This window comes from Streptomyces sp. NPDC006335, assembly GCF_040612795.1.
Classification (GTDB): domain Bacteria; phylum Actinomycetota; class Actinomycetes; order Streptomycetales; family Streptomycetaceae; genus Streptomyces.
In genome coordinates this window covers 763355-787165 of sequence record NZ_JBEXQX010000002.1, presented here as the reverse complement: position 1 = coordinate 787165, position 23811 = coordinate 763355, and the positions used below count along the sequence as shown (strand labels likewise).

General features: G+C 71.7%; 18 protein-coding genes. 5 read left to right on the top strand and 13 right to left on the bottom strand.

Annotated features, from left to right (window positions below):
* Nucleotides 1–239: 239 nt before the first annotated feature.
* The gene (locus ABZ098_RS09510) at nt 240–626 is read right to left on the bottom strand and encodes an MGMT family protein (protein WP_356588877.1); all 387 of its coding nucleotides are present in this window, start codon (nt 624–626) and stop codon (nt 240–242) included.
* 186 nt (nt 627–812) lie between these two features.
* On the opposite strand from ABZ098_RS09510, the gene ABZ098_RS09505 reads away from it, so the two are divergent.
* The 3 genes from ABZ098_RS09505 to ABZ098_RS09495 all read left to right on the top strand — a co-directional run bounded on the left by ABZ098_RS09505 (nt 813) and on the right by ABZ098_RS09495 (nt 6809).
* The gene (locus ABZ098_RS09505) at nt 813–3494 is read left to right on the top strand and encodes a flippase-like domain-containing protein (protein ID WP_356588875.1); all 2682 of its coding nucleotides are present in this window, start codon (nt 813–815) and stop codon (nt 3492–3494) included.
* 82 nt (nt 3495–3576) lie between these two features.
* On the top strand, nt 3577–5121 hold the full coding sequence (locus tag ABZ098_RS09500; protein WP_356588873.1) for an alpha/beta hydrolase: 1545 nt from the start codon (nt 3577–3579) through the stop codon (nt 5119–5121).
* A gap of 140 nt (nt 5122–5261) precedes the next feature.
* Nucleotides 5262–6809, top strand: a complete 1548-nt coding sequence (locus ABZ098_RS09495; RefSeq protein ID WP_356588871.1) for an alpha/beta hydrolase — start codon at nt 5262–5264, stop codon at nt 6807–6809.
* 53 nt (nt 6810–6862) lie between these two features.
* Here ABZ098_RS09495 and moeZ read toward each other — a convergent pair whose 3' ends face one another.
* The 12 genes from moeZ to ABZ098_RS09435 all read right to left on the bottom strand — a co-directional run bounded on the left by moeZ (nt 6863) and on the right by ABZ098_RS09435 (nt 22427).
* Nucleotides 6863–8041, bottom strand: coding sequence for an adenylyltransferase/sulfurtransferase MoeZ (gene moeZ / locus ABZ098_RS09490; RefSeq protein WP_356588869.1), 1179 nt, complete (start codon nt 8039–8041; stop codon nt 6863–6865).
* 63 nt (nt 8042–8104) lie between these two features.
* A complete protein-coding gene (locus ABZ098_RS09485) occupies nt 8105–8854 on the bottom strand; it encodes a spherulation-specific family 4 protein (protein WP_356588867.1) in 750 nt (249 codons plus the stop codon).
* Entirely contained in the window at nt 8842–9801 is a 960-nt protein-coding gene (locus ABZ098_RS09480) for an NAD-dependent epimerase/dehydratase (RefSeq protein ID WP_037719791.1), read from the bottom strand. The genes ABZ098_RS09485 and ABZ098_RS09480 overlap by 13 nt, the downstream gene beginning before the upstream one ends.
* Before the next feature lie 365 nt (nt 9802–10166).
* Nucleotides 10167–11294, bottom strand: coding sequence for a hypothetical protein (locus ABZ098_RS09475; protein ID WP_356589387.1), 1128 nt, complete (start codon nt 11292–11294; stop codon nt 10167–10169).
* A gap of 467 nt (nt 11295–11761) precedes the next feature.
* Complete coding sequence (locus tag ABZ098_RS09470; RefSeq protein ID WP_356588865.1) at nt 11762–13492, bottom strand: DUF3492 domain-containing protein; 1731 nt, start codon at nt 13490–13492, stop codon at nt 11762–11764.
* 166 nt (nt 13493–13658) lie between these two features.
* Nucleotides 13659–15251 (bottom strand): ABC transporter ATP-binding protein, encoded by a 1593-nt coding sequence (locus ABZ098_RS09465; RefSeq protein WP_356588863.1) that lies wholly within the window; start codon nt 15249–15251, stop codon nt 13659–13661.
* The gene (locus ABZ098_RS09460) at nt 15248–16255 is read right to left on the bottom strand and encodes an ABC transporter permease (RefSeq protein ID WP_356588861.1); all 1008 of its coding nucleotides are present in this window, start codon (nt 16253–16255) and stop codon (nt 15248–15250) included. Before ABZ098_RS09460 ends, ABZ098_RS09465 begins: the two co-directional genes overlap by 4 nt.
* Entirely contained in the window at nt 16252–17271 is a 1020-nt protein-coding gene (locus ABZ098_RS09455; RefSeq protein WP_356588859.1) for an ABC transporter permease, read from the bottom strand. Before ABZ098_RS09455 ends, ABZ098_RS09460 begins: the two co-directional genes overlap by 4 nt.
* A 4-nt stretch (nt 17272–17275) precedes the next feature.
* Nucleotides 17276–18994 (bottom strand): ABC transporter substrate-binding protein, encoded by a 1719-nt coding sequence (locus ABZ098_RS09450; protein WP_356588857.1) that lies wholly within the window; start codon nt 18992–18994, stop codon nt 17276–17278.
* 165 nt (nt 18995–19159) lie between these two features.
* Nucleotides 19160–19255 (bottom strand): Ms4533A family Cys-rich leader peptide, encoded by a 96-nt coding sequence (locus ABZ098_RS09445; RefSeq protein ID WP_356588855.1) that lies wholly within the window; start codon nt 19253–19255, stop codon nt 19160–19162.
* A gap of 56 nt (nt 19256–19311) precedes the next feature.
* Nucleotides 19312–20784, bottom strand: a complete 1473-nt coding sequence (locus ABZ098_RS09440; protein ID WP_356589385.1) for a DUF3152 domain-containing protein — start codon at nt 20782–20784, stop codon at nt 19312–19314.
* Nucleotides 20785–21254: 470 nt separating this feature from the next.
* Nucleotides 21255–22427: an alpha/beta hydrolase gene (locus ABZ098_RS09435; protein WP_356588853.1), complete on the bottom strand. Its 1173-nt coding sequence runs from the start codon at nt 22425–22427 to the stop codon at nt 21255–21257.
* A 202-nt stretch (nt 22428–22629) separates the two neighbouring features.
* On the opposite strand from ABZ098_RS09435, the gene ABZ098_RS09430 reads away from it, so the two are divergent.
* Nucleotides 22630–22866 carry a hypothetical protein gene (locus tag ABZ098_RS09430; protein WP_356588851.1) on the top strand — a complete coding sequence of 79 codons (237 nt, stop codon included), beginning with the start codon at nt 22630–22632 and terminating at the stop codon, nt 22864–22866.
* A gap of 220 nt (nt 22867–23086) precedes the next feature.
* Entirely contained in the window at nt 23087–23728 is a 642-nt protein-coding gene (locus tag ABZ098_RS09425; RefSeq protein WP_356588849.1) for a TetR/AcrR family transcriptional regulator, read from the top strand.
* Nucleotides 23729–23811: the final 83 nt, after the last annotated feature.

The window sequence follows — 23811 nt, the reverse complement described above, 5'->3', positions numbered from 1 at the left end:
GCCCGCCGCGCGTGGAGGGCGGTGGACGGGGGGTGAGGGGGACGCGTGCAGCCGACGCTACGCCGACGGCGAGTGCGGAAGCAGGGCTTCCGCTTCTTCCCGCGCGACCCGTGCGGCCCACGAGACGCTCGCGACCCGTACGTCCCTCACCCCACGAACGTACGGCATGCCACAGACGTGCCGCGTTTCCCCCGTACGGGCCTCAGGGTGCTCCCGGGCCCGCGGGATGGCGGAAGCTGTCAGGTGTGACCCTCCGCACGATCGCCGCCGTCCCAGCGCGCCCGTCTCATGTCGAGACGCGGCAGATGGCCCTCGGCGGCCCTGCTCGCCTCCTTCAGGGGCGTGCCCTCGGCGCGGTACCGGTCGAGCGCCCGCAGTTCGTGCCCCGGGAGCAGGACGCCGTCCGCGCGGACGACACGCCACCACGGCACGCCTCCGCCGTACAGGGCCATGACCCGGCCGACCTGACGGGGGCCGCCCTCCTCCAGCCACTCGGCGACGTCGCCGTAGGTCATGACGCGTCCGGGCGGGATGCGTTCGGCGACGTCGAGGACCCGCTCGGCGTACTCCGGCAGCGTGTCCGTGTACTCCGGGTGGGCGTCCCGAGGAAGGCTCTGCTCGCTCATCCGCCCCATCCTGCACCACCCCACCGACAATGTGACGGGCTCGCGACCGTGCGTATCCCTCGCCCAGGGACAGCGCTTCCGGCAGACTGTGCGCCCCCGCATGTGCACCCTGACACCCCCGTGTGTCGGTGGGGCATGCCACCATCGTGCGGGCGGTGACTGGTGATACGAGATCAAGAAGAGACGATGAAGCCACAGGGTGTGCACCCGGAGGACGCCGAGGGCACCTCTGACGCTTCGTCGCGCCCCGACACCGCCGACGCCGAAGAGGTGCACGTCGACGCGGTCGAGAGCGACGAACCGCTCCTCCCCGCGCGCGTGCACCGGCCCTCCGACCTGATGCGGCTGCTGGTCGGGGTGCTGGCCGTCGTCGTGCTGCTGGCGATCGCCGCGTTCGCGCACGGCACCACCTCCGGCCTCGAACAGGACATCAACAAGGGCACCGGGCAGGCACCCGACCTGCTCATCAAGATCGCCGGTCTCGCCTCCAGCATCGCGATCCTCCTGGTCCCGGTCGCGTTCGCGATCGAACGGCTGATCAAGCGCGACGGACTGCGGATCGCCGACGGCGTGCTCGCCGCGGTCCTCGCCCACGGTGTGACGCTCGCCACCGACCTGTGGGTCGCCAAGGGCGCCCCGCACTCGATCCAGGAGGCGCTCACCCAGCCCTCCCCCGGTGACATCCACGCCCTCACCGACCCGGTGCACGGCTATCTGGCGCCCGTCATCGCCTATATGACGGCCGTCGGCATGTCCCGCAGGCCGCGCTGGCGGGCGGTGCTGTGGATCGTGCTGATGCTCGACGCGTTCTCGATGCTCGTCACCGGCTACACCACACCGTTCTCGATCATCCTGACGGTGCTGATCGGCTGGACGGTCGCCTACGGCACGCTGTACGCGGTCGGCTCGCCCAATGTCCGGCCCACCGGACGGACGCTGATCGCGGGCCTCAGGACCGTCGGCTTCCGCCCTGTCAGCGCGGCCCGCGAGGAGGCCCCGGAGAGCGCGGAGAACGGCGACCGCGGCCGACGCTACTTCGTCACCCTGGAGGACGGCCCGCCGCTGGACGTGACGGTGGTCGACCGGGAGCAGCAGGCGCAGGGCTTCTTCTACCGCGTGTACCGCAACCTCACCCTGCGCGGCTTCGCCACCCGCAGCAGCCTCCAGTCGCTCAGACAGGCCCTGGAGCAGGAGGCGCTGCTCGCCTACGCGGCGATCGCGGCCGGCGCCAACGCGCCCAAGCTCATCGCCACGTCCGAACTCGGCCCCGACGCCGTGATGCTCGTCTACGAGCACACCGGCGGACGCACGCTGGAATCGCTGGCCGAGGACGAGATCACCGACGAACTGCTGCGCAACACCTGGCGTCAGGTGCAGGCGCTGCAGTCGCGGCGCATCGCGCACCGCAGGCTCGCGGGCGACGCGATCTTGGTGGATCGTTCCGGCGCGGTGATCCTCACCGATCTGCGCGGCGGCGAGATCGCGGCCAGCACCCTGCTGCTGCGCATGGACGTCGCCCAGCTCGTCACCACCCTGGGGCTGCTGGCGGGCGCGGAGCGCGCGGTGGCCTCGGCGGTCAGCGTCCTCGGCCCGGACACCGTGGCCGACTGTCTGCCGATGCTCCAGCCCATCGCGTTGACGCGCTCCACGCGCGCGACCCTGCGCAGACTGGCCCGGGAGCGGGCCCAGCGCGAGCGCGATGCCGTCCTGGAGGCGTCCCAGCAGGCCAAGCAGGCCCGCCTGGAGGAAGCGCCGGAGGACGCCAGGCCCGTACTCGAGAAGCCCGACAAGAAGACCGTCAAGGCGGAGGCCCGGGCGGAGAAGCGGGCCATCGACGAGGCCATCGAGGAGGCGCGCGAGGAGGACCTGCTGACGCAGATCCGCCACCAGGTGCTGCTGATCAGGCCGCAGGCGCCGGTCGAACCGGCCCGGCTGGAGCGGGTGAAGCCGCGCACGCTGATCAGCTTCATCGCGGGTGCCATCGGCGCGTACTTCCTGCTGACGCAGCTCACCCACATCGAGTTCGGGCCGCTCATCGAGAACGCCGAGTGGGGCTGGGTCGCCGCCGCCGTGCTGTTCTCTGCGGGCAGCTACTTCGCCGCCGCCATGGCACTGCTGGGCTTCGTGCCCGAGCGCGTGGGGTTCCTGCGGACGGTCGCGGCGCAGGTCGCCGGTTCGTTCGTGAAGATCGTCGCACCGGCCGCGGTCGGCGGTGTGGCGCTCAACACACGCTTCCTGCAACGCCAGGGAGTGCGGCCGGGGCTCGCGGTGGCGAGCGTCGGGGCCTCGCAGTTGTTCGGGCTCGGCTGCCACATCCTGATGCTGCTGTCCTTCGGCTACCTGACCGGTACCGAGAAGACGCCGTCGCTGTCGCCGTCCCGAACCGTCATCGCGGGTCTGCTGACGGTGGCGGTGCTCGTGCTCGTGGTCACCTCGGTGCCGTTCCTCAGGAAGTTCGTCGTCACGCGCGTGAGGTCGCTGTTCGCGGGTGTCGTGCCGCGCATGCTGGACGTGCTCCAGCGGCCGCAGAAGCTGATCACCGGCATCGGCGGCATGCTGCTGCTCACGGCCTGCTTCGTGATGTGCCTGGACGCCTCGATCCGCGCCTTCGGCAGCGAGGGCACCTCGCTCAGCATCGCCAGCGTCGCCGTCGTCTTCCTCGCTGGCAACGCGCTCGGTTCGGCGGCGCCCACGCCGGGCGGTGTGGGCGCCGTGGAGGCCACCTTGACGGTCGGCCTGATCGCCGTGGGCCTCCCCAAGGAGGTCGCCGCACCGGCCGTTCTGCTGTTCCGTCTGCTGACGCTGTGGCTGCCGGTGCTGCCGGGCTGGCTGGCCTTCAACCAGTTGTCCCGGAAGGGCGCCCTGTAGTCCGTCCCGCCCCGGCCGGAGCAGGTACCTCATACGCCTCGTGGCCCGCGCGTCCCCCCGCGCGCGAGCGCACGATGGGTTCATGCCGAACCGCCCTCGCCTGCGCGCCGCCGCCCTGACCGCCACCGCCCTTCTGCTGGCCTCGGCGCTGGCGGGCTGCGGCGACGACTCCGGGAACGAGGACCTGTCGGCGCAGAAACTGAACTGGAAGGACTGCCCGGCCCCGTCCCGGGCCGAGGGCGGCGGCGACGCCCCCTCACCGCTGCCGGGCGGCGACGCGTGGCAGTGCGCCACCCTCAAAGCCCCTCTCGACTGGGCGAAGCCCCAGGGCGACACGATCGACCTCGCGCTGATCAGGGCCGAGGCCAGCGGCGCCGAGAACAAGCGCATCGGCTCGCTCGTCTTCAACTTCGGCGGCCCCGGCGGCTCGGGCGTCACCACGCTGCCCGCCTTCGGCTCCGACTACGCGAAACTGCGTACCCGCTACGACCTGGTGAGCTTCGACCCGCGCGGGGTGGGCCGCAGCGCCCCGGTGGAGTGCCTGAACGACCTCCAGCTCGACGTGCACTTCCAGCAGGACGCGACCCCTGACGACGCCGCCGAACGCGCCACGCTGCTGGACGACACCAAGGAGTTCAACGCGGCCTGCGAGGAGAACTCCGAGAAGATGCTGCCGCATGTGCGCACGACCGACGCCGCCCGCGACATGGACCTGATGCGCCAGGTCCTCGGCGACGACAAGCTGCACTACTTCGGCATCTCGTACGGCACCGAACTCGGCGGCGTCTACGCCCACCTGTTCCCGAAGCGTGTGGGGCGCGCGGTCTTCGACGCGGTCGTCGACCCGACCCAGAGCAGCGAGCAGGGTTCGCTCGGACAGGCGAAGGGCTTCCAGCGCGCGCTCGACAACTTCGCCGAGGACTGCACCTCGCAGCCCACGGACTGTCCCGTCGGCGACACCGCGCAGGACGTCAAGAATCGCATCGCGAAGCTCCTGGCCGACCTCGACGGACAGCCGATCCCCGGCCTCGGGCAGCGGTTGCTGACCCAGACCGCCGCGGCCAACGGCATCGCGCAGGCGCTGTACTCGAAGGACTTCTGGGAGTACCTGACCGAGGGCCTGGAGCAGGCGTACGACGGTGACGGCAGGGTTCTCATGCTGCTGTCCGACTCGATGAACGGGCGAAGCGAGAACGGCGAGTACAGCAACATCGCCGCGGCCAACATCTCCATCAACTGCGCCGACGACAGGCCCCGCTACACCGCCGCCCAGGTCGAGCAGAAGCTGCCGGCGTTCCGTGCCGCCTCCCCACTGTTCGGCGACTTCATGGCCTGGTCGATGGTGACCTGCACCGACTGGCCCGTGGCGGGGGCCGCCGACCATCCCGACGTGAGCGCCCCCGGCTCGGCGCCGATCCTGGTCGTGGGCAACACCGGGGACCCGGCGACCCCGTACGAGGGCGCCCGGAAGATGGCCGAGGCGCTCGGTGCGGGCGTCGGCGTCGAGCTGACGTACAAGGGGCAGGGGCACGGGGCGTACAACAGCAAGAACAAGTGCGTCCAGGACGCGGTGAACGGCTATCTCCTCACCGGGAAGGTACCGGCCGCGGGGACCGTCTGCTCGTAGCCGCACGGTCGGCTAAAAGTTCCACGAAGCTGCTGGTCAGGGGGTTATCCACAGGGTCGGACGGGTGCCATGCGATCGGCCTACCATGTCCGGACCGACGTTCGTGGGCCCGTCGCGGACGGCTTGGGAGGGGGACTGGAATGGGGCGTTTCGTACGGTGGGCGGCTGTGACAGCCGCGGCCGCACTGCTGATGGCCGGCTGCAGCGGTGGCTCGTCCGGTGGAGGTGCGGGCGAGGAGCAGTCGGGCAGCGCCAGGCCGACCGCGACCGGAGCGAAGGCGCTGCCCGCCGCGCTGACCTCGCAGAAGCTCGACTGGGAGCGCTGCAAGGCCACCGCGAACTCGTCCGCGCCCGGCCGGGACTGGCAGTGCGCGACGCTGAAGGTGCCGCTCGACTGGTCGCGACCCGGCGGCGAGACGATCGACCTCGCGCTGATCCGTTCCCCAGCGCGCGGCGGCGACCGCATCGGCTCGCTCCTGTTCAACTTCGGGGGCCCCGGCGCGTCGGGCGTCGCCGGAATGCCCGGGTACGCCGCCTCCGTCTCCCTGCTGCGCGAGCGGTACGACCTGGTGAGCTGGGACCCGCGCGCGGTCGGTGCCAGCGAAGGCGTCCGTTGCCGCGGCGACAAGGAGACCCAGGCGGCCGAGGCGGTGGACGCCACCCCGGACACCCCGGCGGAGGAACGGGCGTACCTCAGGGACGCCACCGACTTCGCCCGGGGCTGCGAGAAGGACGCGGGCCGGCTGCTGGCCCACGTCTCGACCACCGACACCGCGCGGGACATGGACCTGATGCGCCAGGTCCTCGGCGACGACAAGCTGCACTACTTCGGCATCTCGTACGGCACCGAACTCGGCGGCGTCTACGCCCACCTGTTCCCGGAGAAGGTGGGGCGCCTGGTGCTCGACGCGGTCGTCGACCCCGGCGCCGACACGGTGGCCCACCGGAAGAACCAGGCCCGGGGCTTCCAGCGGGCCCTCGACAACTACCTCGCGTCCACCGGCCAGGACCCCGAGCGGGGCACCCGGAAGATCGCTGATCTGCTGGACCGGATCGACGCGGACCCGCTGGAGACGTATTCCGGGCGGAAGCTGACCCAGGTGCTCGCGTTCACCGGCATCGTCTGGCCGTTGTACCGCGAGGACAGCTGGCCCTCTCTGACCAGCGCTCTCGAGACGGCCGAGCAGGGGGACGGCTCCGAACTGCTGGCGCTCGCCGACGGCTACAACGAGCGAGACCCGTCAGGGCGCTACGGCCTGGTCCCGCAGGCACAACGGGTCATATCGTGCTTGGACGACAAGCAGCGGCCCACGCTCGCGGAGGCGAAGAGGCTGCTGCCGGAGTTCGAGCGGATCTCACCCGTGTTCGGCCCCTTCCTCGGCTGGGACGCGGCCGGCTGGTGCCACGACTGGCCGGTGCCCGGGCAGTACGAGACCCCGGAGGTGAGCGCGCCCGGTGCGGCACCGGTGCTGGTGATCGGCAACACAGGCGACCCGGCGACGCCCTACGAGGGTGCCCGCAGGATGGCGGACGAGTTGGGCGAGGGGGTCGGCGTGGAGCTCACCTGGAAGGGCGAGGGACACGGGGCGTACGGGAACGGGAGCGACTGCGTGGACTCCACGGTGAACGCGTACCTGTTGAAGGGCACGGTGCCGAAGGACGGCAAGGTCTGCGCCCGACGCCAGTGACGGAAAGGGGCCCGGCACACGTGGTGCCGAGCCCCTCCCGGGATGCCGTGGGCCTAGTAGACCGGCTTGTGCGGCTCGATCTGGTTGACCCAGCCGACCACACCGCCGCCGACGTGCACGGCGTCGGAGAAGCCCGCGGACTTCAGGACCGCGAGGACTTCCGCACTGCGGACACCCGTCTTGCAGTGCAGGACGATCTTCTTGTCCTGCGGGAGGCTCTCCAGGGCGGTGCCCATGAGGAACTCGTTCTTGGGGATCAGCTTGGCGCCCGGGATGGAGACGATCTCGTACTCGTTGATCTCCCGGACGTCGATGATCTCGATGTTCTCGCCGTCGTCGATCCACTCCTTGAGCTGCTTGGGAGTGATCGTCGAGCCGGCGGCCGCCTCCTGGGCCTCCTCGGAGACGACGCCGCAGAAGGCCTCGTAGTCGATGAGCTCGGTGACGGTCGGGTTCTCGCCGCAGACCGCGCAGTTCGGGTCCTTGCGGACCTTGACCTGGCGGTACTGCATCTCCAGGGCGTCGTAGATCATCAGGCGGCCGACGAGGGGCTCACCGGTGCCGGTGAGGACCTTGATGGCCTCGGTGACCTGGATGGAGCCGATGGACGCGCACAGCACGCCCAGCACGCCGCCCTCGGCGCAGGAGGGGACCATGCCCGGGGGCGGGGGCTCCGGGTAAAGGCAGCGGTAGCAGGGACCGTGCTCGGACCAGAAGACGGAGGCCTGGCCGTCGAAGCGGTAGATCGAGCCCCAGACGTACGGCTTGTTGAGCAGCACGCACGCGTCGTTGACCAGGTAGCGGGTCGCGAAGTTGTCGGTGCCGTCGACGATCAGGTCGTACTGGCTGAAGATGTCCATCACGTTGTCGGCCTCGAGCCGCTCCTCGTGAAGGATCACGTTCACGTACGGGTTGATGCCCAGGACGGAGTCGCGCGCGGACTCGGCCTTGGAGCGGCCGATGTCGGCCTGGCTGTGGATGATCTGGCGCTGCAGGTTCGACTCGTCGACCTCGTCGAACTCCACGATGCCGAGCGTGCCGACGCCCGCCGCGGCCAGGTACATCAGCGCCGGCGAGCCCAGGCCGCCGGCGCCCACACAGAGCACCTTGGCGTTCTTCAGCCGCTTCTGCCCGTCCATCCCGACGTCGGGGATGATCAGGTGGCGGGAGTACCTGCGGACCTCGTCTACGGTGAGCTCGGCAGCGGGCTCGACCAGGGGTGGCAGCGACACGGGGACTCCGTTGGTCGGTCAATCACTACGGTTGTTCTTTCCGTAACACTGCCATGGCCTTCTTCATTCCGAGACACCCGTTCCGATCCGCGAGACGATTTCGTCCCAGTAGCCGGGCATGGTCTCCCACGGGTCGACGCGGCCGCCGCGGTCCGTGCGGTCGGTGAACCAGATCGTGGCGGCGCCCTGCCAGCGGGCTATCCGCAGCGCCTCCTCGAGATGCGGGCCGGGCACTCCGTGGACGAGGTGGCAGAAGCGGTCCGGCGGGTAGTCGGCGGTCCACTCCGCCACCTGCGACCAGCGGTAGTCGCTCCAGGAGCCGGAGAAGGTGATCAACTGGTCGGCGTTCTCGGCGTAGCCGGGATGGGGATGGGTGCCGTGGCCGAGGACGATGTGGGCATCGTCACGGACCGCGCGGAGCGTGGTGAGGGTGCGGCGGATCTCGGGGAGCGCGGCGCGGTCGGTCGGGCAGCGGTCCAGCAGGAAGCCGTCGACCTGGTACCAGTCGAGGTAGCGCTGGGCCTCGGAGACCGTCTCGCCGTGGGCGCGCGCCCCGTGGGCGGTGTCCAGGCGGCCGAGGACGCGGACGCCCGCGTTGCGCAGTCGGCCGGCGGCTTCGAGGCAGTGCGGGTCGGGGCGGGCGCCGGGGCCGTCGGCGACGTCGAGGACGGCCCAGTGCAGGGGGGTGCCGGGGCGGGCGAGTTCGGCCCATTCGGCGGGGGCGACCAGGGGGTGGGCGAAGCCGGGGACGCCGAGGCCGGTGCGCAGTTCGGTGCTCGACGTGCTTGTCTTCGTGCTGGTCAGATGCGGCATGCCGCCTCCATCCAGATGTCGGCGAGGGACTCTTCGAGGTTGATGCGGGGGCGCCAGCCGAGCCGGTCGCGTGCGGTGCGCACGTCGGCCTGCTGCCAGCTGCCGCAGCCGTCGGGGTACGGATACGCGACCGGTGCCGCGTGGTCCGATTCGGAGCGGGGGTGCCCGATGGTCGCCCGCAGCGGGCCGGGAGGGCCGTCGAGTTCGTGGAGGGCGCCGCCGTATCCGGCGACCCGGGCCAGGACGGCGGCGGCGTCGCGGAGGCGGACGGCGCGGCCCGAGCCGATGTTGATGACGCCCTGTGCGGCGGAGAGCGAGGCCGCGTGGACGGCCCGGGCCACATCGCGGACGTCGACGAAGTCACGCTGGGCGCCGAGGCCTCCGAGCTTCAGTTCGCCGTCGCCGGACTGCATGGCGCGGCGCATGGCCTCGGCGAGACGGCCGAGCGGGGAGCCCGCGGGGGTGCCCGGTCCTGCCGGTGAGAAGACCCGCAGGACGACCGCGTCCAGACCGGAGCCGAGGACCAGTTCGGTGGCGGCGAGCTTGCTGACGCCGTACGGGCCGCCGGGGCGCGGGACCGCGTCCTCGGCCGTGGAGGAGCCGGGCTGGCTGGGCCCGTACTCGGCGCCGCAGCCGATCTGCACCAGGCGTGCCCCGCAGCCGCTGCGCCGCAGGGCCTCGCAGACGGTGGCGACGGCGACCGTGTTGTGGCGGGTGAGTTCGCGGGCGCCGCCGCGGGTGGCGCCGGCGCAGTTGACGACGACGCCCGGGTGGACCGCGTCGAGGAAGCGGGTGAGGGCACCGGGGCTGCCGGACGCGAGGTCGAAGCGGACGTCGGCGTCGTCGCCACGGCCGAGGGCGGTGAGCTGGACGGCGGGGTCGGCGAGCAGGCGGTCGGCGACGAAGCGGCCGAGGTAGCCGTTGGCTCCGATCAGTAGGACTCTCATCGGGCTGCTCCCGGGGCCTTGGGGGCGGGTCGGGAGGTGGTCATTGCGGGTTCTCCTTCGGGAGGGGCTTGCGAGTTGCCTCCGGCGGTGGGCCGGGGTTGCCTGCGGCGGTGTGCGGGTCCGGTCCGGCAAAGCGGCGGGCCCGGCACGGCGGGTGGAGGGCCGCGGTCACGGCGGGCGGGTGATCGTGCCCGGCGGCCGGCGGCTTCTACGCGGTCGGGTGGCTGCACCCACGGCGTGCGCGGCTGCATTCACTGCCGGGGACGATCGCCCCGCGGCGTGCGCGGCCGCACTTACTGCGGGGGGCGGTTGCACCCACGGCGCGGGTGTCCGCGCCTACGGCGGGTGGGTGGCTCGGGGGCGGGTCAGCACGGGGCCTCCGTCCGGGCGTGGGCCGACGCTCTCGTCAGCTTTCGGGTGCCGTGGATCAGGAGGGCCAGGGCGCCGAGCCCGCAGGAGAGGGTCTGGATGCCGCCGGGACCCCAGAGAGCCACCAGGCCGTCCACCGGTGCGGCCAGGAAGCCGCAGCCCGGCAGGCGGGAGGCGAAGGAGGCCGCCAGGGCGGTCGCCTGGGCTGTGACGGCGGCGGTGAGGACCACCGCGGGGGCGTGGGTGAAACCGTGAACGGTGAGGAGGCGGGCGAGGAAGAGGAGGGCGCCCAGGGCGATGACCTGCGGGTGGACGGCGGGTTCGGCCACGGCGGCCCCGGACAGGGCCGACAGTGCCGTCAGCGCGCACAGGTACAGGGCGAACGTGCCGAACAGCAGGGGGCGTACGGAGGCCGCGAAGTCGTCCAGGCCCCGGCTGACGGTCAGTCGCGCGCGGGCGCGGGACGCGAAGAGGTGGGCCGACCAGGCCGCCGGGGCGCAGGACAGGGTGAGGGCGAGGACGGGGGCTGTGGCCATGGGCCAGGCAGCGTCGAGGGCACCGGTGGGCAGGGCGTCGGGGCCGCCGGTCACGGCCGCCGCGAGGAGGCCGTCGCCGAGGGTGGCGTAGGCGAGGAGCCAGTACGTCCAGGTGGAGGTGGCGGTGGTGGGTGCGTGGTCGGGGGTGCCGAGGGGGCCGCGGGACAGGGCGGCGCGCGTGGCCAGGGACACGGCCAGGAAGCCCACCAGGGCGGCGACCAGGCGGGACTGGCCGTCGGTGAGGCGGATGCCGGCCACCGTGGCCGCGCAGAGGGCGCCGGGGAGGAGGGTGAGCAGGGCCCAGTCGGCGCGGGCCCGGGGTGTCCGCTCCGCCGTGGGGGGCCGGGGCGTCTCGCCGTCCCTCGGGACGCGGGCGTACATCTCCTCGGCGAGGGCGAAGACGTCCCGGTGCCGGAAGCGGACGGCGGTGCGGTCGGTGACGCCGTGGGCCTCCAGGCCCGCCGCGATCTCCAGGGGGTCTACGGCCCGTTCGCACAGCTCGCGGTGACGGTGCATCAGGGCCTTCACCGGATCGGCGGCTGAACGGCGGCCCGGGCCCGTGGTGGAGGGCTTGAGGCCGGTGGAGATCTCGGGAGCGCGGGGGGTGGGCGCCGACGGGGTGTACGGGTCGGCGCCCTCTGTGGTCTCCGAGCCCTCGGTGGTCGCGGCACTCTCGCTGGTCCCGGCACCCTCGCTGGTCCCGGCACCCTCGCCGGCCCCGGCCGTGTGCGGGTCGGTGTCGTCCGGCAAGGTCTCTTCGGACGCCTCGGACAGCTCGGTCACCTTGGGCTCGCCGGAGGCCTGGGGTTCAGCGGAGACCCTGGGGTCACCGGAGACCTGCCCCACCCCGGACTCACCGGAGTCACCTGGCTCACCGGACCCGCCCGAGACCTGAGCCACCCCGGACTCACCGGACCCCACAGGCGCCCCGGAGTCCTCCGCAGGGCGCGGCACCGACGTGGCCGCCGATTCCGCCGCTCCCCCGCGCTCCTCCGACCCGGCGTCCCGCACGCCGGGGCCCGCCGGGCGGCCGAGGCGGTCGAGTCCCACGTCGCTCATCCGGTCGCTCCTTCCGAGGCGGCGAAGGGAGGCGTCGCGCGGACCGGGGGCCCCGCGGCCCAGCCGGGGCCACCCCGGGCCACCACGCGGGTGCTGGTCTCGGCCCAGCGGCCGGGTACGTGCGCTTCGGCCGGGGCGGCGAAGGGCAGGGGTTCGCCGGTGTCGTCCAGGAGGACCCGGCGGACCGGGGTGTGCGAGACGATCTCCAGGTAAATGCCGTGAAATGCCGTGATGTTCTGTTCCACGGTGAACAGTTCGAGCGCGCGGGCGCGTGCGGCGGCGCCCAGGCGCTCTCGGCGCTCGGGGTCGCGCAGCAGCGCGACGCACGCCTCGGCGAGCGCCTTCGGGTTGCGCGGGGGGACGACGAGCCCCGTGCCGCCGATGACCTCCACGACCGCTCCGACGTCGGTGGACACGGTGGCCCGGCCGCAGAACATGGCCTCGACGAGGCTGATCGGGAAGCCCTCGACGACGCTGGACAGGACGGTGACCGCACCGGAGGCGTAGGCGTCGGCGAGCGTCGGCACCTCGGGGCCGCCGATCTCCTCGAAGGAGACGGGGTTGTCGCCGACGGCGTGCAGCCCTTCCGCCTCGTCCGGGAAGAGCTGCGCGGCCAGCGCCTTGCAGTGCCCCAGATAGGCCGCGCCCTCGGGGCCGGTGGGTGAGCCGACGATCCTGAGCCGGGTCTTGGGCTCCTCCTTGCGGATCTCCGCGAAGGCGTGGAGCAGGGAGATCAGGTCCTTGGCGGGTTCGACCCGGCCGACCCAGACCAGTGTGTCCGGCGCCACGCACTCCGCGGACTCGCCCACCTCCGTGAAGCGGGTGGCGTCCATGCCCGGGTAGACCGTGCGCAGTTTCCCGCGGTCGGCGCCGCAGCGCTCCTGCCAGCGGCGGGTGTGGGTGTTGCCGGGCGTGACGACCGCGGCCCGCCGGTAGGTCTCGGTGGCGAGCCGGCCGTGGAAGGCGGCGAGCAGGGTCCGTACGGCGGGCGGGGAGTCGGTGCCGGCCAGGTAGTGCGTGCGCAGCCGTACGCCGTACTCGGTCACCAGCAGGGGGACGCCGGTGAAGTGGTGGGCGAGGAGTCCGGGCAGGGCGGCGGGGCCGCCGGAGGTCGCGTGGCACAGGTCGACCGCGCCGAGGCCGTCGTCCTCGTACCAGCCGAGGGACAGGGGGCGCAGGGCGCGTTCCAGGTGTGCGGCCACGGCGAGAAGATCCGGTACCCGCGCCGCGCGCGCCGTCTGCCGGGCGCCGGGCGCACGGCAGGCGCGCTCCAGGGCGCGTACGGCGGTCTCGGAGCGGAGCGCTCCGACCAGCCCGCCCTCGTCGCGGGCGAGTTCGGCGAGTCCGTACAGGGCGTTGGCGAAACGGTCCGCCTCAGTGGCCGACGACTCCCCCGAGGCGTCGCCGGCTGCCCCCTCGCACAATGCCGCGGCCAACTCGCCGTAGGACTCGGCGAACCGACGGCGCGCGCGCCGCCCGTACACCACGCCGTCGTCCTCCGCGGTCCACAGCGGGGCCGTGATGACCCTGCCGACCTGCGGAGGCAGTGGGACCCAGCCCTCGTTCTCCTGGTGTTCGCTGCGGCTGAGCGCGTAGATGTCGAACTCGTGCTGCTCGAGCCCGCGCACGAGCCGGTCGCACCAGGGCCCGGCGTCACCGCTCACATACGGATAGCCACCCTCCGTAAGCAGTCCTATGCGCACGAGCGCACCCCCGATCTCCCGCATGAGGAGCCGTCGTTGGCCCGGCGGCTCGCAGCGGGACGAAGGTATGCGGACAGGACGGTGGCGCGACGGACGGTTGTCCATCACGCCACCAAAAGGGGTGAACGCTCGTAACTTTCCCGTGCGGGTCGCGTTCGGTCGCGCTAAGAGATCAAGCGGACACGGAACGTCAGGTCACGGCCACTTCCCGGCGCTCCGCCCTGCGCCGGGCCGCGATCCGCGGATCGAGCGCCGGTACGGCGGCCAGGAGTTGCCTGGTGTACGGGTCCCGCGGGCTGTCGTAGACCTCGTCGGCCGGCCCCTGTTCGACGATCCGGCCGCGCCGCATCACGGCGACGCGGTCGCTGACCTGGCGTACCACGGCGAGGTCGTGCGCGACGAAGACCAGCGCGAGTCCGAGTTCCCGCTGCAACTCCCCCAGCAGCGCCACCACCTGTGCCTGTGTGGTGACGTCGAGGGCGGAGACCGGTTCGTCGCAGACGATGACGCGCGGGTCGGCCGCGAGCGCCCGGGCGATGCCCACGCGCTGGCGCTGACCGCCGCTGAACTCGTGCGGGTAGCGGTCGTAGTGCGCCCCTTCGAGCCCCACGCGCTCCAGGAGCTCCCTCACGCGCCCCCTGATCCGCTGCTCGTCGCGTTCACCACGCGCGCGGAGGGGGTCCGCGATGGACTCGCCCACGCTGCGGCGGGGGTTGAGGGAGGAGACGGGGTCCTGGAAGACCATCTGTACGGCCGGGTCCACGCCCACGCGTGCGTGGCCGTCGTGTCGGACCTCTCCCGCGGTCGGCTCCAGCAGGCCGACCAGCATCCGCCCCAGCGTCGTCTTGCCGCTGCCGCTCTCGCCGACGACACCGAGGGTCTCGCCCCGGCGGACGGTCAGCGAGACGTCGTCGACGGCCGCGAAGGCCTTCTTGCCACGTCCGAACTCGCGCCGCAGGCCCTTCGCTTCCAGGACCACCTCGCCCGGCGCCCGGGACGGCGCCCGCGGCGCGTCCACGCGCGGTACCGCGGCGAGCAGTTCGCGCGTGTACGTCTCCGCGGGCGCCCCGAGCACCGCGTCGACCGGCCCGTGCTCGACCGCGCGACCGTGCCGCATGACCAGCACGTCGTCGACGCTCTCGGCGGCGACGCCCACATCGTGCGTGACGAGCAGCAGGCCCATGCCGGTCTCCTGGCGCAGCGTGTGCATCAGGTCGAGGATCTGGGCCTGGACGGTCACGTCGAGCGCGGTCGTCGGCTCGTCGGCGATCAGCAGCTCGGGCTCGCAGGCCAGCGCCATCGCGATGAGAGCGCGCTGGCGCATACCGCCGCTGAACTCGTGCGGCCGGGACCGGGATCGCCGTACGGCGTCCGGAATGCCGACCCGGTCCAGCACCTCCACGGCACGCGCGCGTGCCGTTCGTCGCGCCACACGCGTGTGCACGCGGTACACCTCGGCGATCTGGTCGCCGATCGCGTAGTACGGGTCGAGGGACGACAGCGGGTCCTGGAAGACCATCGCGGCCTTCGCGCCCCGCAGCCGCCGCAGTGCGTCGTCCGACGCCCGCTGTACGTCCACTCCGGCGACCTCGACCGAGCCGCCCACGCGCGCGCCCGTGCCGCGGTGCAACCCGAGCAGGGCGGAGGCGACGGTCGACTTGCCGGAACCGGACTCACCGACCAGGGCGAGGGCCGCGCCCTGCTCCAGGCGGAAGGAGAGGCCGTCGACGGCGCGCAGGTCGCCGAACCGGACGGTCAGGTCCGTCACTTGGACGAGACTCATGCGAGCACCACCCGTCGATCGGCCACCGCGTACAGGACGTCCGCGACGGCGTTGGCGAGCACCACGAAGAAGCCGATGACCAGGACCATGCCGACGACGACCGGAAGGTCGACGACCGTGACCGCGTGGACCAGTTCCTGGCCGATGCCGGGCAGGCCGAACAGCGACTCCACGAGGACGGCACCGCCCACGGCGCTGCCGAAGTCGTTGGCGTTGAGGGCGATGATCGGGGCGAGGGCGCCGCGCAGGGCGTGCCGGCCGACGATCGACCGCTCGCCGACGCCGTAGGCCCGGAAGGTGCGGATGTGGTCCTCGGCGAGCGTCTCCAGCATCGACGCCCGGGTCAGCCGGGCGAAGTAGGCCGCCTCCCCGAGGGCGAGCGTGACCCAGGGCAGCAGCAGGCCCCACATCCACTGCTCGGGGTCGTCGGAGAAGGGGACGTACTCCGGGAAGGGCAGGAGTTCCCACTGCCCGCAGACCACGATCATCAGCACGAGGCCGATGACGAAGGTGGGTGTGGCGACGCCCGCGAGCGTGACGCCGGTCAGCGCGCGCTCGCTGAACCGGCCGCGCCGCCAGGCGGAGAGCACGCCCGTGCCGACGCCCAGCAGCAGCCAGAGGACCATGCCGCCGAGCACCAGCGACAGGCTGACGGGCAGCTTGTCCAGGATGATCCGGGTGACCTGCTGGTCGCTCTGGTACGACAGCCCGAGGCAGGGGGCGGGGCAGTGCCCGACGGAGGTGCCGGTGGAGTAGTCGTGGCCGGCCACGATGCCCTGGAGGAAGTGCCAGTAGCGCAGATAGAGCGGGTCGTCGAGCCTGAGCTGCTGGGCGACCTGGTGCACCTGTTCCGGCGAGCAGCGCGGGCCGCAGGTGATCTGGGCGACGTTGCCGGGGGTGGCGTAGAAGACGACGTAGATGATGACCGAGAGGGCGAGCAGGGTGAGCGCGGCGCTCACCGCCCGGCGCAGGGCGAATCCGGTGAAGCCGGTGAAGCCGCTCATACGGTGCCCTCCTTTCCGGCCTTGGACTCGTCGGCCTTCGATTCCTGTCTGCGGCCCGTGCCGACGCGCAGGCGGGAGGCCGCGCGCGGGTCGAGGGCGGTGCGGATGCCGTCGCCGAGGACGGTGAGCGCGAGGACCGTGACGAACAGCGCGGCCGCGGGCAGCAGGAGGTACTGCGGGGCCGCCTGGTACCAGACGTCGGCCGTGGACAGCATCTGTCCCCAGGACGGGGTGGGGGGCTTCACGCCGACGCCGAGGAAGGACAGCGCCGCCTCGATGGTGATGTTCGCCGGCACCATCAGCGCCGCGTAGGTGATCACAGGCGCGGCGAGACCCGGCAGCAGTTCCCGGCGGGCGATCCGCAGGGTGCCCCAGCCGCTGAGCCGGGCGGCGGCCACGTAGTCGAGTTCCTTGAGGGTGAGCGTCTGGGCACGCGCGATCTTGCCGATGGCGCCCCAGGCGACGAAGCCGATGATCAGCGCGACCAGGACCGGCCGCGGGAAGCTGCTCGGCACCACTGCCAGCAGTGCCAACGCCATGATCATCAACGGCATGGCCGCGATGATGTCGGTGATCCGGCTCAACAGTTGATCAACCCATCGGTTGCCGAGCGCGGCCGCGACTCCGACGACGACACCGAGCAGGACCTGTACGGCGGTCGCGCCCAGAGCCACACCGAGGGAGACCCGGGCCCCGTACACCAGCCGGGCGAACAGGTCGCGTCCGGTCTGGGGTTCGACGCCGAGCCAGTGATCGGCGTCGGCGCCCCCGAAGGACCCGATGGGCACGCCCCCGCGCGCGGAGTCGATGAGTGACGGGTGGTAGGTGGTGGGGTCCTGGCCCTCGATCGCCGCGAGGAGCGGCGCTGCGAGGGCGACCAGGACGAGCAGTGCGACGACGGCCGCCGCGACCATGGCGGCGCGCTGCGCCCGCAGCCGCCGCCAGAACTGACGGGCCCCCGAGACCCCCGGGACGGCTGCCCCGGGGACCTCGGTGGCGACAAGTGCCTCGCTCATCGGGTTACTTGACCGCGACCTGCGAGATGTCCAGAACACCGGTCCAGTCGCTGATCACGACGTTCTTGATGTCCTTGCCGTACAGGCGCTTGTAGACCGGGTGGAACAGCGGCACGGTCAGGGCCTGCTCGCCGATTTTCTTGTCCAGTGCACCCCATCGCTTGGCAGCAGCGGCAAGATCGGTCAACTTGTTGATCGCATCAATCTCGGCATTGACCGACTTGTCGTCGAGCAGACCCGTGTTGAAGTTCGCGCCGTCCTTGACGATCTGCCGCCCGTCGAAGATGGGGGCGAGGAAGGGGCCGCCGGAGGGCCAGTCGGCACCCCAGTGCGCGAGGAAGAACCCGGGCTCGGTCTTCACGCTGTGGATCGTGTCCGAGTAGTCGTTCTCCTCCAGCCCCTGGAGCCTGACCGTGATGCCGGCCTTCTTGAGCGCGTCCTGGATCGCGGTCGCGATCTCGGGGCTGGTCTCGAAGTCCTTGGCGTTGGAGTGCGTCAGCGTGACGGTGAGCCCGTTCGGGTGACCGGCCTCCTTCAGCAGCTCCTTGGCCTTCGTCGCGTTGCCGGTCGCGCCCGCCGGGAAGAGGTCGTACGGCTCGTAGCCGAAGGACTTCTGGTTCGGCAGGAAGGTGGTGGCGGACTCGGCGAGCGCGCTGCCGCCGGCCGCGTTGACCACGGAGGAGCGGTCGATGGCGTACGAGATCGCCTGCCTCACCTTGACGTCGTCGAACGGCTTGACCTTCGGATTGAACGCTATGTAGTTCGTGTAGCCGAAGTGCCCGGTACCGACGCGGGAGGCGAGCTCCTTGTCGCCCGTCACCTTGGCGAGCTCGGCCGGGCCGAGATTGGTGTCCGTGGTGACCGCGGCCGCGTCCGCACCCTGGGACGCCGACAGCCGCTGGTTGATCACCGACGAGTCGAGCCCGGACTTGACGTCGATCCTGTCCGGGTACGCCTTGCGCTCGGCGTCCGTCGAAGCGGACCAGTACGTGTTGCGCTCCAGGACGAGATGCTCACCGTCGTTCTGGTTGGTGACGACCTTGTACGGCCCGGACGAGACCGGGTGCTCCTCGTACTTCGTACCGGTGTCCTTGGCCTTGGGGACGGGCGTGAACTGCGTCTGCGTGGCCAGGTAGGGGAACTCACCCTCGGGCTTGTTCAGGTGGAAGACGATGGTGCGCTCGTCCGGCGTCTCGATCGCCGCGAGGCCCTTCTTGTCCTTGTACGGCCCCTGGTAGTCCGAGGCGCCGACCAGCCAGTCCCGCAAGTAGGGGGCGCCGCCGGAGAGTTCGGGCGCGAAGGAACGCTCGATGCCGTACTTGATGTCGGCCGAGGTGATCGCGGTGCCGTCCTCGTACTTGAGGCCCTTCTTCAAGGTGTACGTCCACACGGTCGCGTCCTTGTCGGGGCGACCGGTGTCGGTGGCGAGGTCGGGAACCACCTTGGCCCCGGCCGCGCCGTTCTCGCGGTTGCGGGTGGTGAGGGTGCGGAAGACGAGGGAGGGCACGTTGCCGCCGCCGGAGGTGTAGAGGCGGGCCGGGTCGAAGTCCTGCTGCGGGTTGGAGTTCAGGACCGTCAGAGTGCCGCCCTTGTGGGGCGTGGAGTCGCCACCGGAGCTCTTGGCATCGTTGTCCTCAGGGCCGCAGGCGGCGGCGCCCGCTGCCAGAACCAGGCTTACGGATACCGCGGCCACACGGCGCGCTGTGAGGGACGGTTGACGCATCGGAGACGACCTCTCGAATGATGAGTCTCGAATGGCGAGACGGATTGACGAAGGGTGAGACGAACGTGGACAGACGTCAGCCCCGGCGTCGGGTCGTCGAAAGAGCCGTGACTCGGAGTCACGGAGGACATGCGGGATTCGCGACGCGCGCGCCTGAGGCGGGCGTCAGCGACAGAGAATGTCGGCCACGCAGAGTGAGGTCACACCGATGAGCGCCAGCTCGATGGCGGCGCTGCTCTCGACGGCATGACTAGACCACATGCCCAGCAATATGTACGACCGATCAACACATGTCAATGTGACATATGCGCCACTTGTCAATTCCCGGGATACGGCCAGGGGTTGGCCCGGCAGTGGATCCCGTCGTGGTCGAGGAACTTCGTCTGCTGCTGCATGACCGGCGCGAGCTCGCCGTTCTTGTCGCAGGTCACATGGGAGTAGCCGAGGCGGTGGCCGACTTCGTGGTTGATCAGCATTTGCCGGTACGCATGGATCCGATCACCATACGTGGTTGATCCCTGCGCCCATCGATACGCATTGATCATCACGCGTTCGGTGGCGGCCGAGTCGCACGAGACGTTGTCCTCCGTCGTGTCGAGGCCGGACTTCGCACACCAGTCGGCCGTCGTGCCCGGGCTGGCGAGTGTGATCACGAAGTCGGGTTTGCCGGAGTAGATGCGCTCGAAGGTCCGGGCCCCGCTGTGAGCCCAACTGCGGTCGTCGTTGAGGGTCTTCTGCACGGCCTCGGCGAAGAGTGCGCCGTCGAGCCCGAGACCCTGCTCCACGTCCACGCGGTAGGTGTACTTCTGTCCCTTGCCGGGCGCCTTGTCGACGCCCTGGATCGCGTCGAACTTCCCCGAGCCGTCGAGCTCGGCGCCGAGCGGGTACTTGGTGTCCATCTTCTGCTCGTACGTCAGCGGCGCCACGACGGCCGAGGACGACGGCGAGGGCGAGGGCTGCCCGAGCACGCCGGGGCCGGCGTCCCGGGCGTCGCGCGCCTGGTCGGTCGCGGCCTGCGCACCCGAGGCGGTGCCGCGCCCGTCGGTGACCTGTCCGGCAACGACCACGGCGAGCACGGTGACGACGGCGGCGGCCGCGATGCCGGTGAACGCCCGGCCCTTGCCGCCCTTGGCCACCGGCGCCTGGTCGTCGAAGGGCGCATCGCCGGAACCGGGGCGGGTGTCCGCGCCGGTGTCGCCGTCGATGTCGTCGGGCCAGTCGGAGACGGAGCCGTAGGCGTCGGAGGGGTGTGCGGCGGCGGGCGCGGCGGCCCCTCTGAAGGAACCCTTCGAGGGGACGTGGACGCGGGGTGCTCCGGGCGCGAAGACGTCGGCGTCGTCGGCGAACGCGTCGACGTAGTCCTGTCGCGGCCCCGACCGCGACCCGGACGGGGCCTGTCGCTGCCGTGGCGGAGCGACTCCGGGTCCGGCGGGGCGCCCGCCCGACCCTTCTCCGCTCAACTCCCCCCAGCCGCCCCCGGATTCACGCTGCTCGGGATGCCCACCCCGGACCCGGGGCACGCCCCGGGCGGGAGTGCCGTCGCCAACCCGCGGGACTCCACGCGGGGGCGTTCCGTCCGGGAACCGCTGCACACCTTGCGCGGACGGGCCATCAGGCACCCGCGGGACGCCACGCGCGGGCGTGCCGTCGGGCAGGCGGGGGAAGCCGTGGGCGGGGGTGCCGTCGGGAAGCCGGGGAACGCCCCGCGCGGGTGTGCCGTCCGCGAGCCGAGGAAACCCACGCGCAGGCGTGCCGTCCGGAACCCGAGGTGCGCCGGACCCTGGCGCCACCCCACCCACGCCCCGAGGAGACCCCGGTGCCGACGTCCCGTCAGGAACCCGCGGGAAGCCATGCGCTGGCGTTCCACCAGGAGCCTGCGGGAAGCCATGCGCCGGCGTCCCGTCAGAAGCCCGCGGAAATCCCTGCCTCGGCGTCCCATCCGTGACCCTCGGCGTCCCATCCGCAACCCTAGGCGCCCCCTGCGTCGGCACCCGGTACCCGGCAGCCCCGCTCACCGTTCCAGCCCCGGGCACCCCGAACTCGCGCCCGCGGGCCCCCGGCACCCCCTGCCGAGCAGCCTGCGGCGCCGGAGCGGGGGGAGCCTGAGTCCGTTCCCGGCCCGGTGTCTCCGCGGCGAGGCCCGTCGCGCCCCGCACCGCCTCGGCGGCCGCCTGGCCGGTACCGCTCTTTGCCGAACTGCCTTTGTCGGGCTCCTTCTTGGGAGCGGGCCCGCGTCGACTGTGGCGTCCCACGCCGCGCCTCAGCTCCCCAGGATGGTGGTGTCGGCCCCGTCGCCGGAGGCCGTTGCGGCGCCCGCCCCGTCGCCCGAGGCACCCGATGCACCCGAGGAGCGGTCACGCCGGTCAAAGCCTCCCACGGAACCGACGGAACCGCGGAAAGACCCCGCAGCTCCCTTGGAGCCGTCGAACGCTCCCTTGGAGTCGTCGGACGCTCCCTCGGAGCCGTCGGAAGCCCCCGCCGCCCCTTTGTCCGCGGCGAACTCCCGGAAGGCCCCCGCCACCGTCTCCGGGTACTCCATCATCGCCACGTGCCCCGCCTCCGGCAGGGTCAGCAGGCGGGAGTCGCGGAAGGTACGGGCCGCCTTCTGGGCCATGCGGAAGCCGACGAGCTGGTCGCGACCGCCGTACACCAGCAGCGTGGGCGCGAGGACGCGCTCGGCCTGGCGCCACAGGGCGTGCTGGCCGCCCAGCGTGTACGCGTTCACCAGCCCGCGCGCGGAACGCGTCAACGCGTCCCAGAAGTACGGCAGCTGCAGCCGCCGTTCCATCTCCTCCACCGCGTTCTGGAAGCCCTCCGGGGTGACCCGCCCGGGGTCGCCGTAGCACAGGGCCGTGACGCCGCGGACGCGTTGCTCGGCCGTCCAGTCCTTGCTGTACCGGGTGAACAGACCGGCCACACCGGGCAGCGCCAGCAACCCGGTGGGCACGGCGGTGCGCTGGACGCGGATCTCCGGGAGGGCCGGGGAGACGAGGGTGAGGGTGCGCACCAGGTCGGGCCGTACCGCCGCGACGCGCGTCGACACCGCGCCGCCGAGGGAGTTTCCGAAGAGATGGACGGGCCCGCGGCCGGACGCGTCGAGAAAACGGATCACCGCGCGCGCGTGAGCGGTGATCGAGTAGTTGCCGTCGTCCGGCGGCGGGGAGTCACCGAAGCCGGGCAGATCGACGGCCTCGCCGTCGACGTCGCCCTCGAGCTGCTCCATCAGCGCCGACCAGTTCTGCGAGGAACCGCCGAGGCCGTGGACGTAGAGCGCGGGCGGCAGCCCCTCGCGCGCGGGCGGCCTCGAACGCACCGTCAGAGTGATCCCCGGAAGCCCCACCGACCTGAGCCGCTCGCCCTCACCGACCCTGACGGGTGCCACTTTCGGAAGGACGGTGGCGGGCGGCACGAAGGGCAGCTCGGTCGAAGACATGCGGCAATGTTACGAGACGATCACGCACTGGTTCATGTGTTCGCCATCACAGGCCACATGTGCGGGTGGGCGGGGCCCGGTGCGCGCGATACGGCACGCACATCGCATGGCGTCCAGATCGTGTGTCTCCTAGGCTCGTACGCAGGGCACCCGAATGTGGCCCCCTGTGCACATCAGGGACGTTCTAGGAAGGGAGCCCACCATGGCCTACGACCCCACCGACCCCGAGGTCTTCACCGACGCCGAGGCCTTCGAGCAGGAGGACGACGCCATCGAGATCGGTGTCGAGGCCCCCGAGGTGGACGCGGCCGAGCAGCACACCGACGTCGCCCCCGACCGCGACGACCCGCTGACCGGCGTCGACCCCGACAGGGCCAACGAGGCCGACCTCGTCGAACAGGCCCGGATCGTCTCGCTCGACGAGGACGACTATCGGTGACATCGATACGGCGCGGGACGGCCGACAAAGCACTCATCAGGGCGTTCCTGGGCAGGAACGGCACGGTCGGTGCCCATCAGATGCCCGTTTGAAACCTTTGCGTGGCTTTCGTCACCGTCCGGTCCGTGAAATTCTGCGCTCGCACCGCGCACAGCAGGGTTACCGAAAAGTACGATGGCGGCGCGGCGCACACCGCATGTGGACGACATTGGGAGGCGGCGTGACAGCCATCGAGCAGACAGAGGCGGCCCGCCCGCGAGGGACGCGCCTGCCGCGCCGTGCCCGACGGAACCAGTTGCTGGGCGCCGCGCAGGAAGTCTTCGTGGCACAGGGCTACCACGCGGCCGCGATGGACGACATCGCCGAGCGGGCCGGCGTCAGCAAACCGGTGCTCTACCAGCACTTCCCGGGCAAGCTCGACCTCTATCTCGCGCTGCTGGACCAGCACTGCGAGTCCCTGATCCAGGCGGTACGCGCCGCGCTCGCGTCGACGACCGACAACAAGCAGCGCGTACGGGCGACCATGGACGCCTACTTCGCGTACGTCGAGGACAACGGCGGCGCCTTCCGCCTGGTCTTCGAGTCGGACCTGACGAACGAGCCCGCGGTGCGCGAGCGCGTCGACAAGGTCACCGTCGAGTGCGCCGAGGCGATCTCCGAGGTCATCGCGGAGGACACCGGCCTCTCGCGCACGGAGTCCATGCTGCTCGCGTCGGGCCTCGGCGGGCTCGCCCAGGTGGTGGCCCGGTCCTGGCTGCACAGCGACCGCAGCGTCCCGCGCGACCAGGCGGTCCAGTTGCTGACGTCGCTGGCGTGGCGCGGCATCGCCGGATTCCCGCTGCACGGCACGGATCACCATTAGAGGTACGCATCACCAATAGAGGCGCGCCTCACCCCTGAGGTGCGGGGCGCCACCGGAGGCCCCGGCCGATCACGAACGACCCG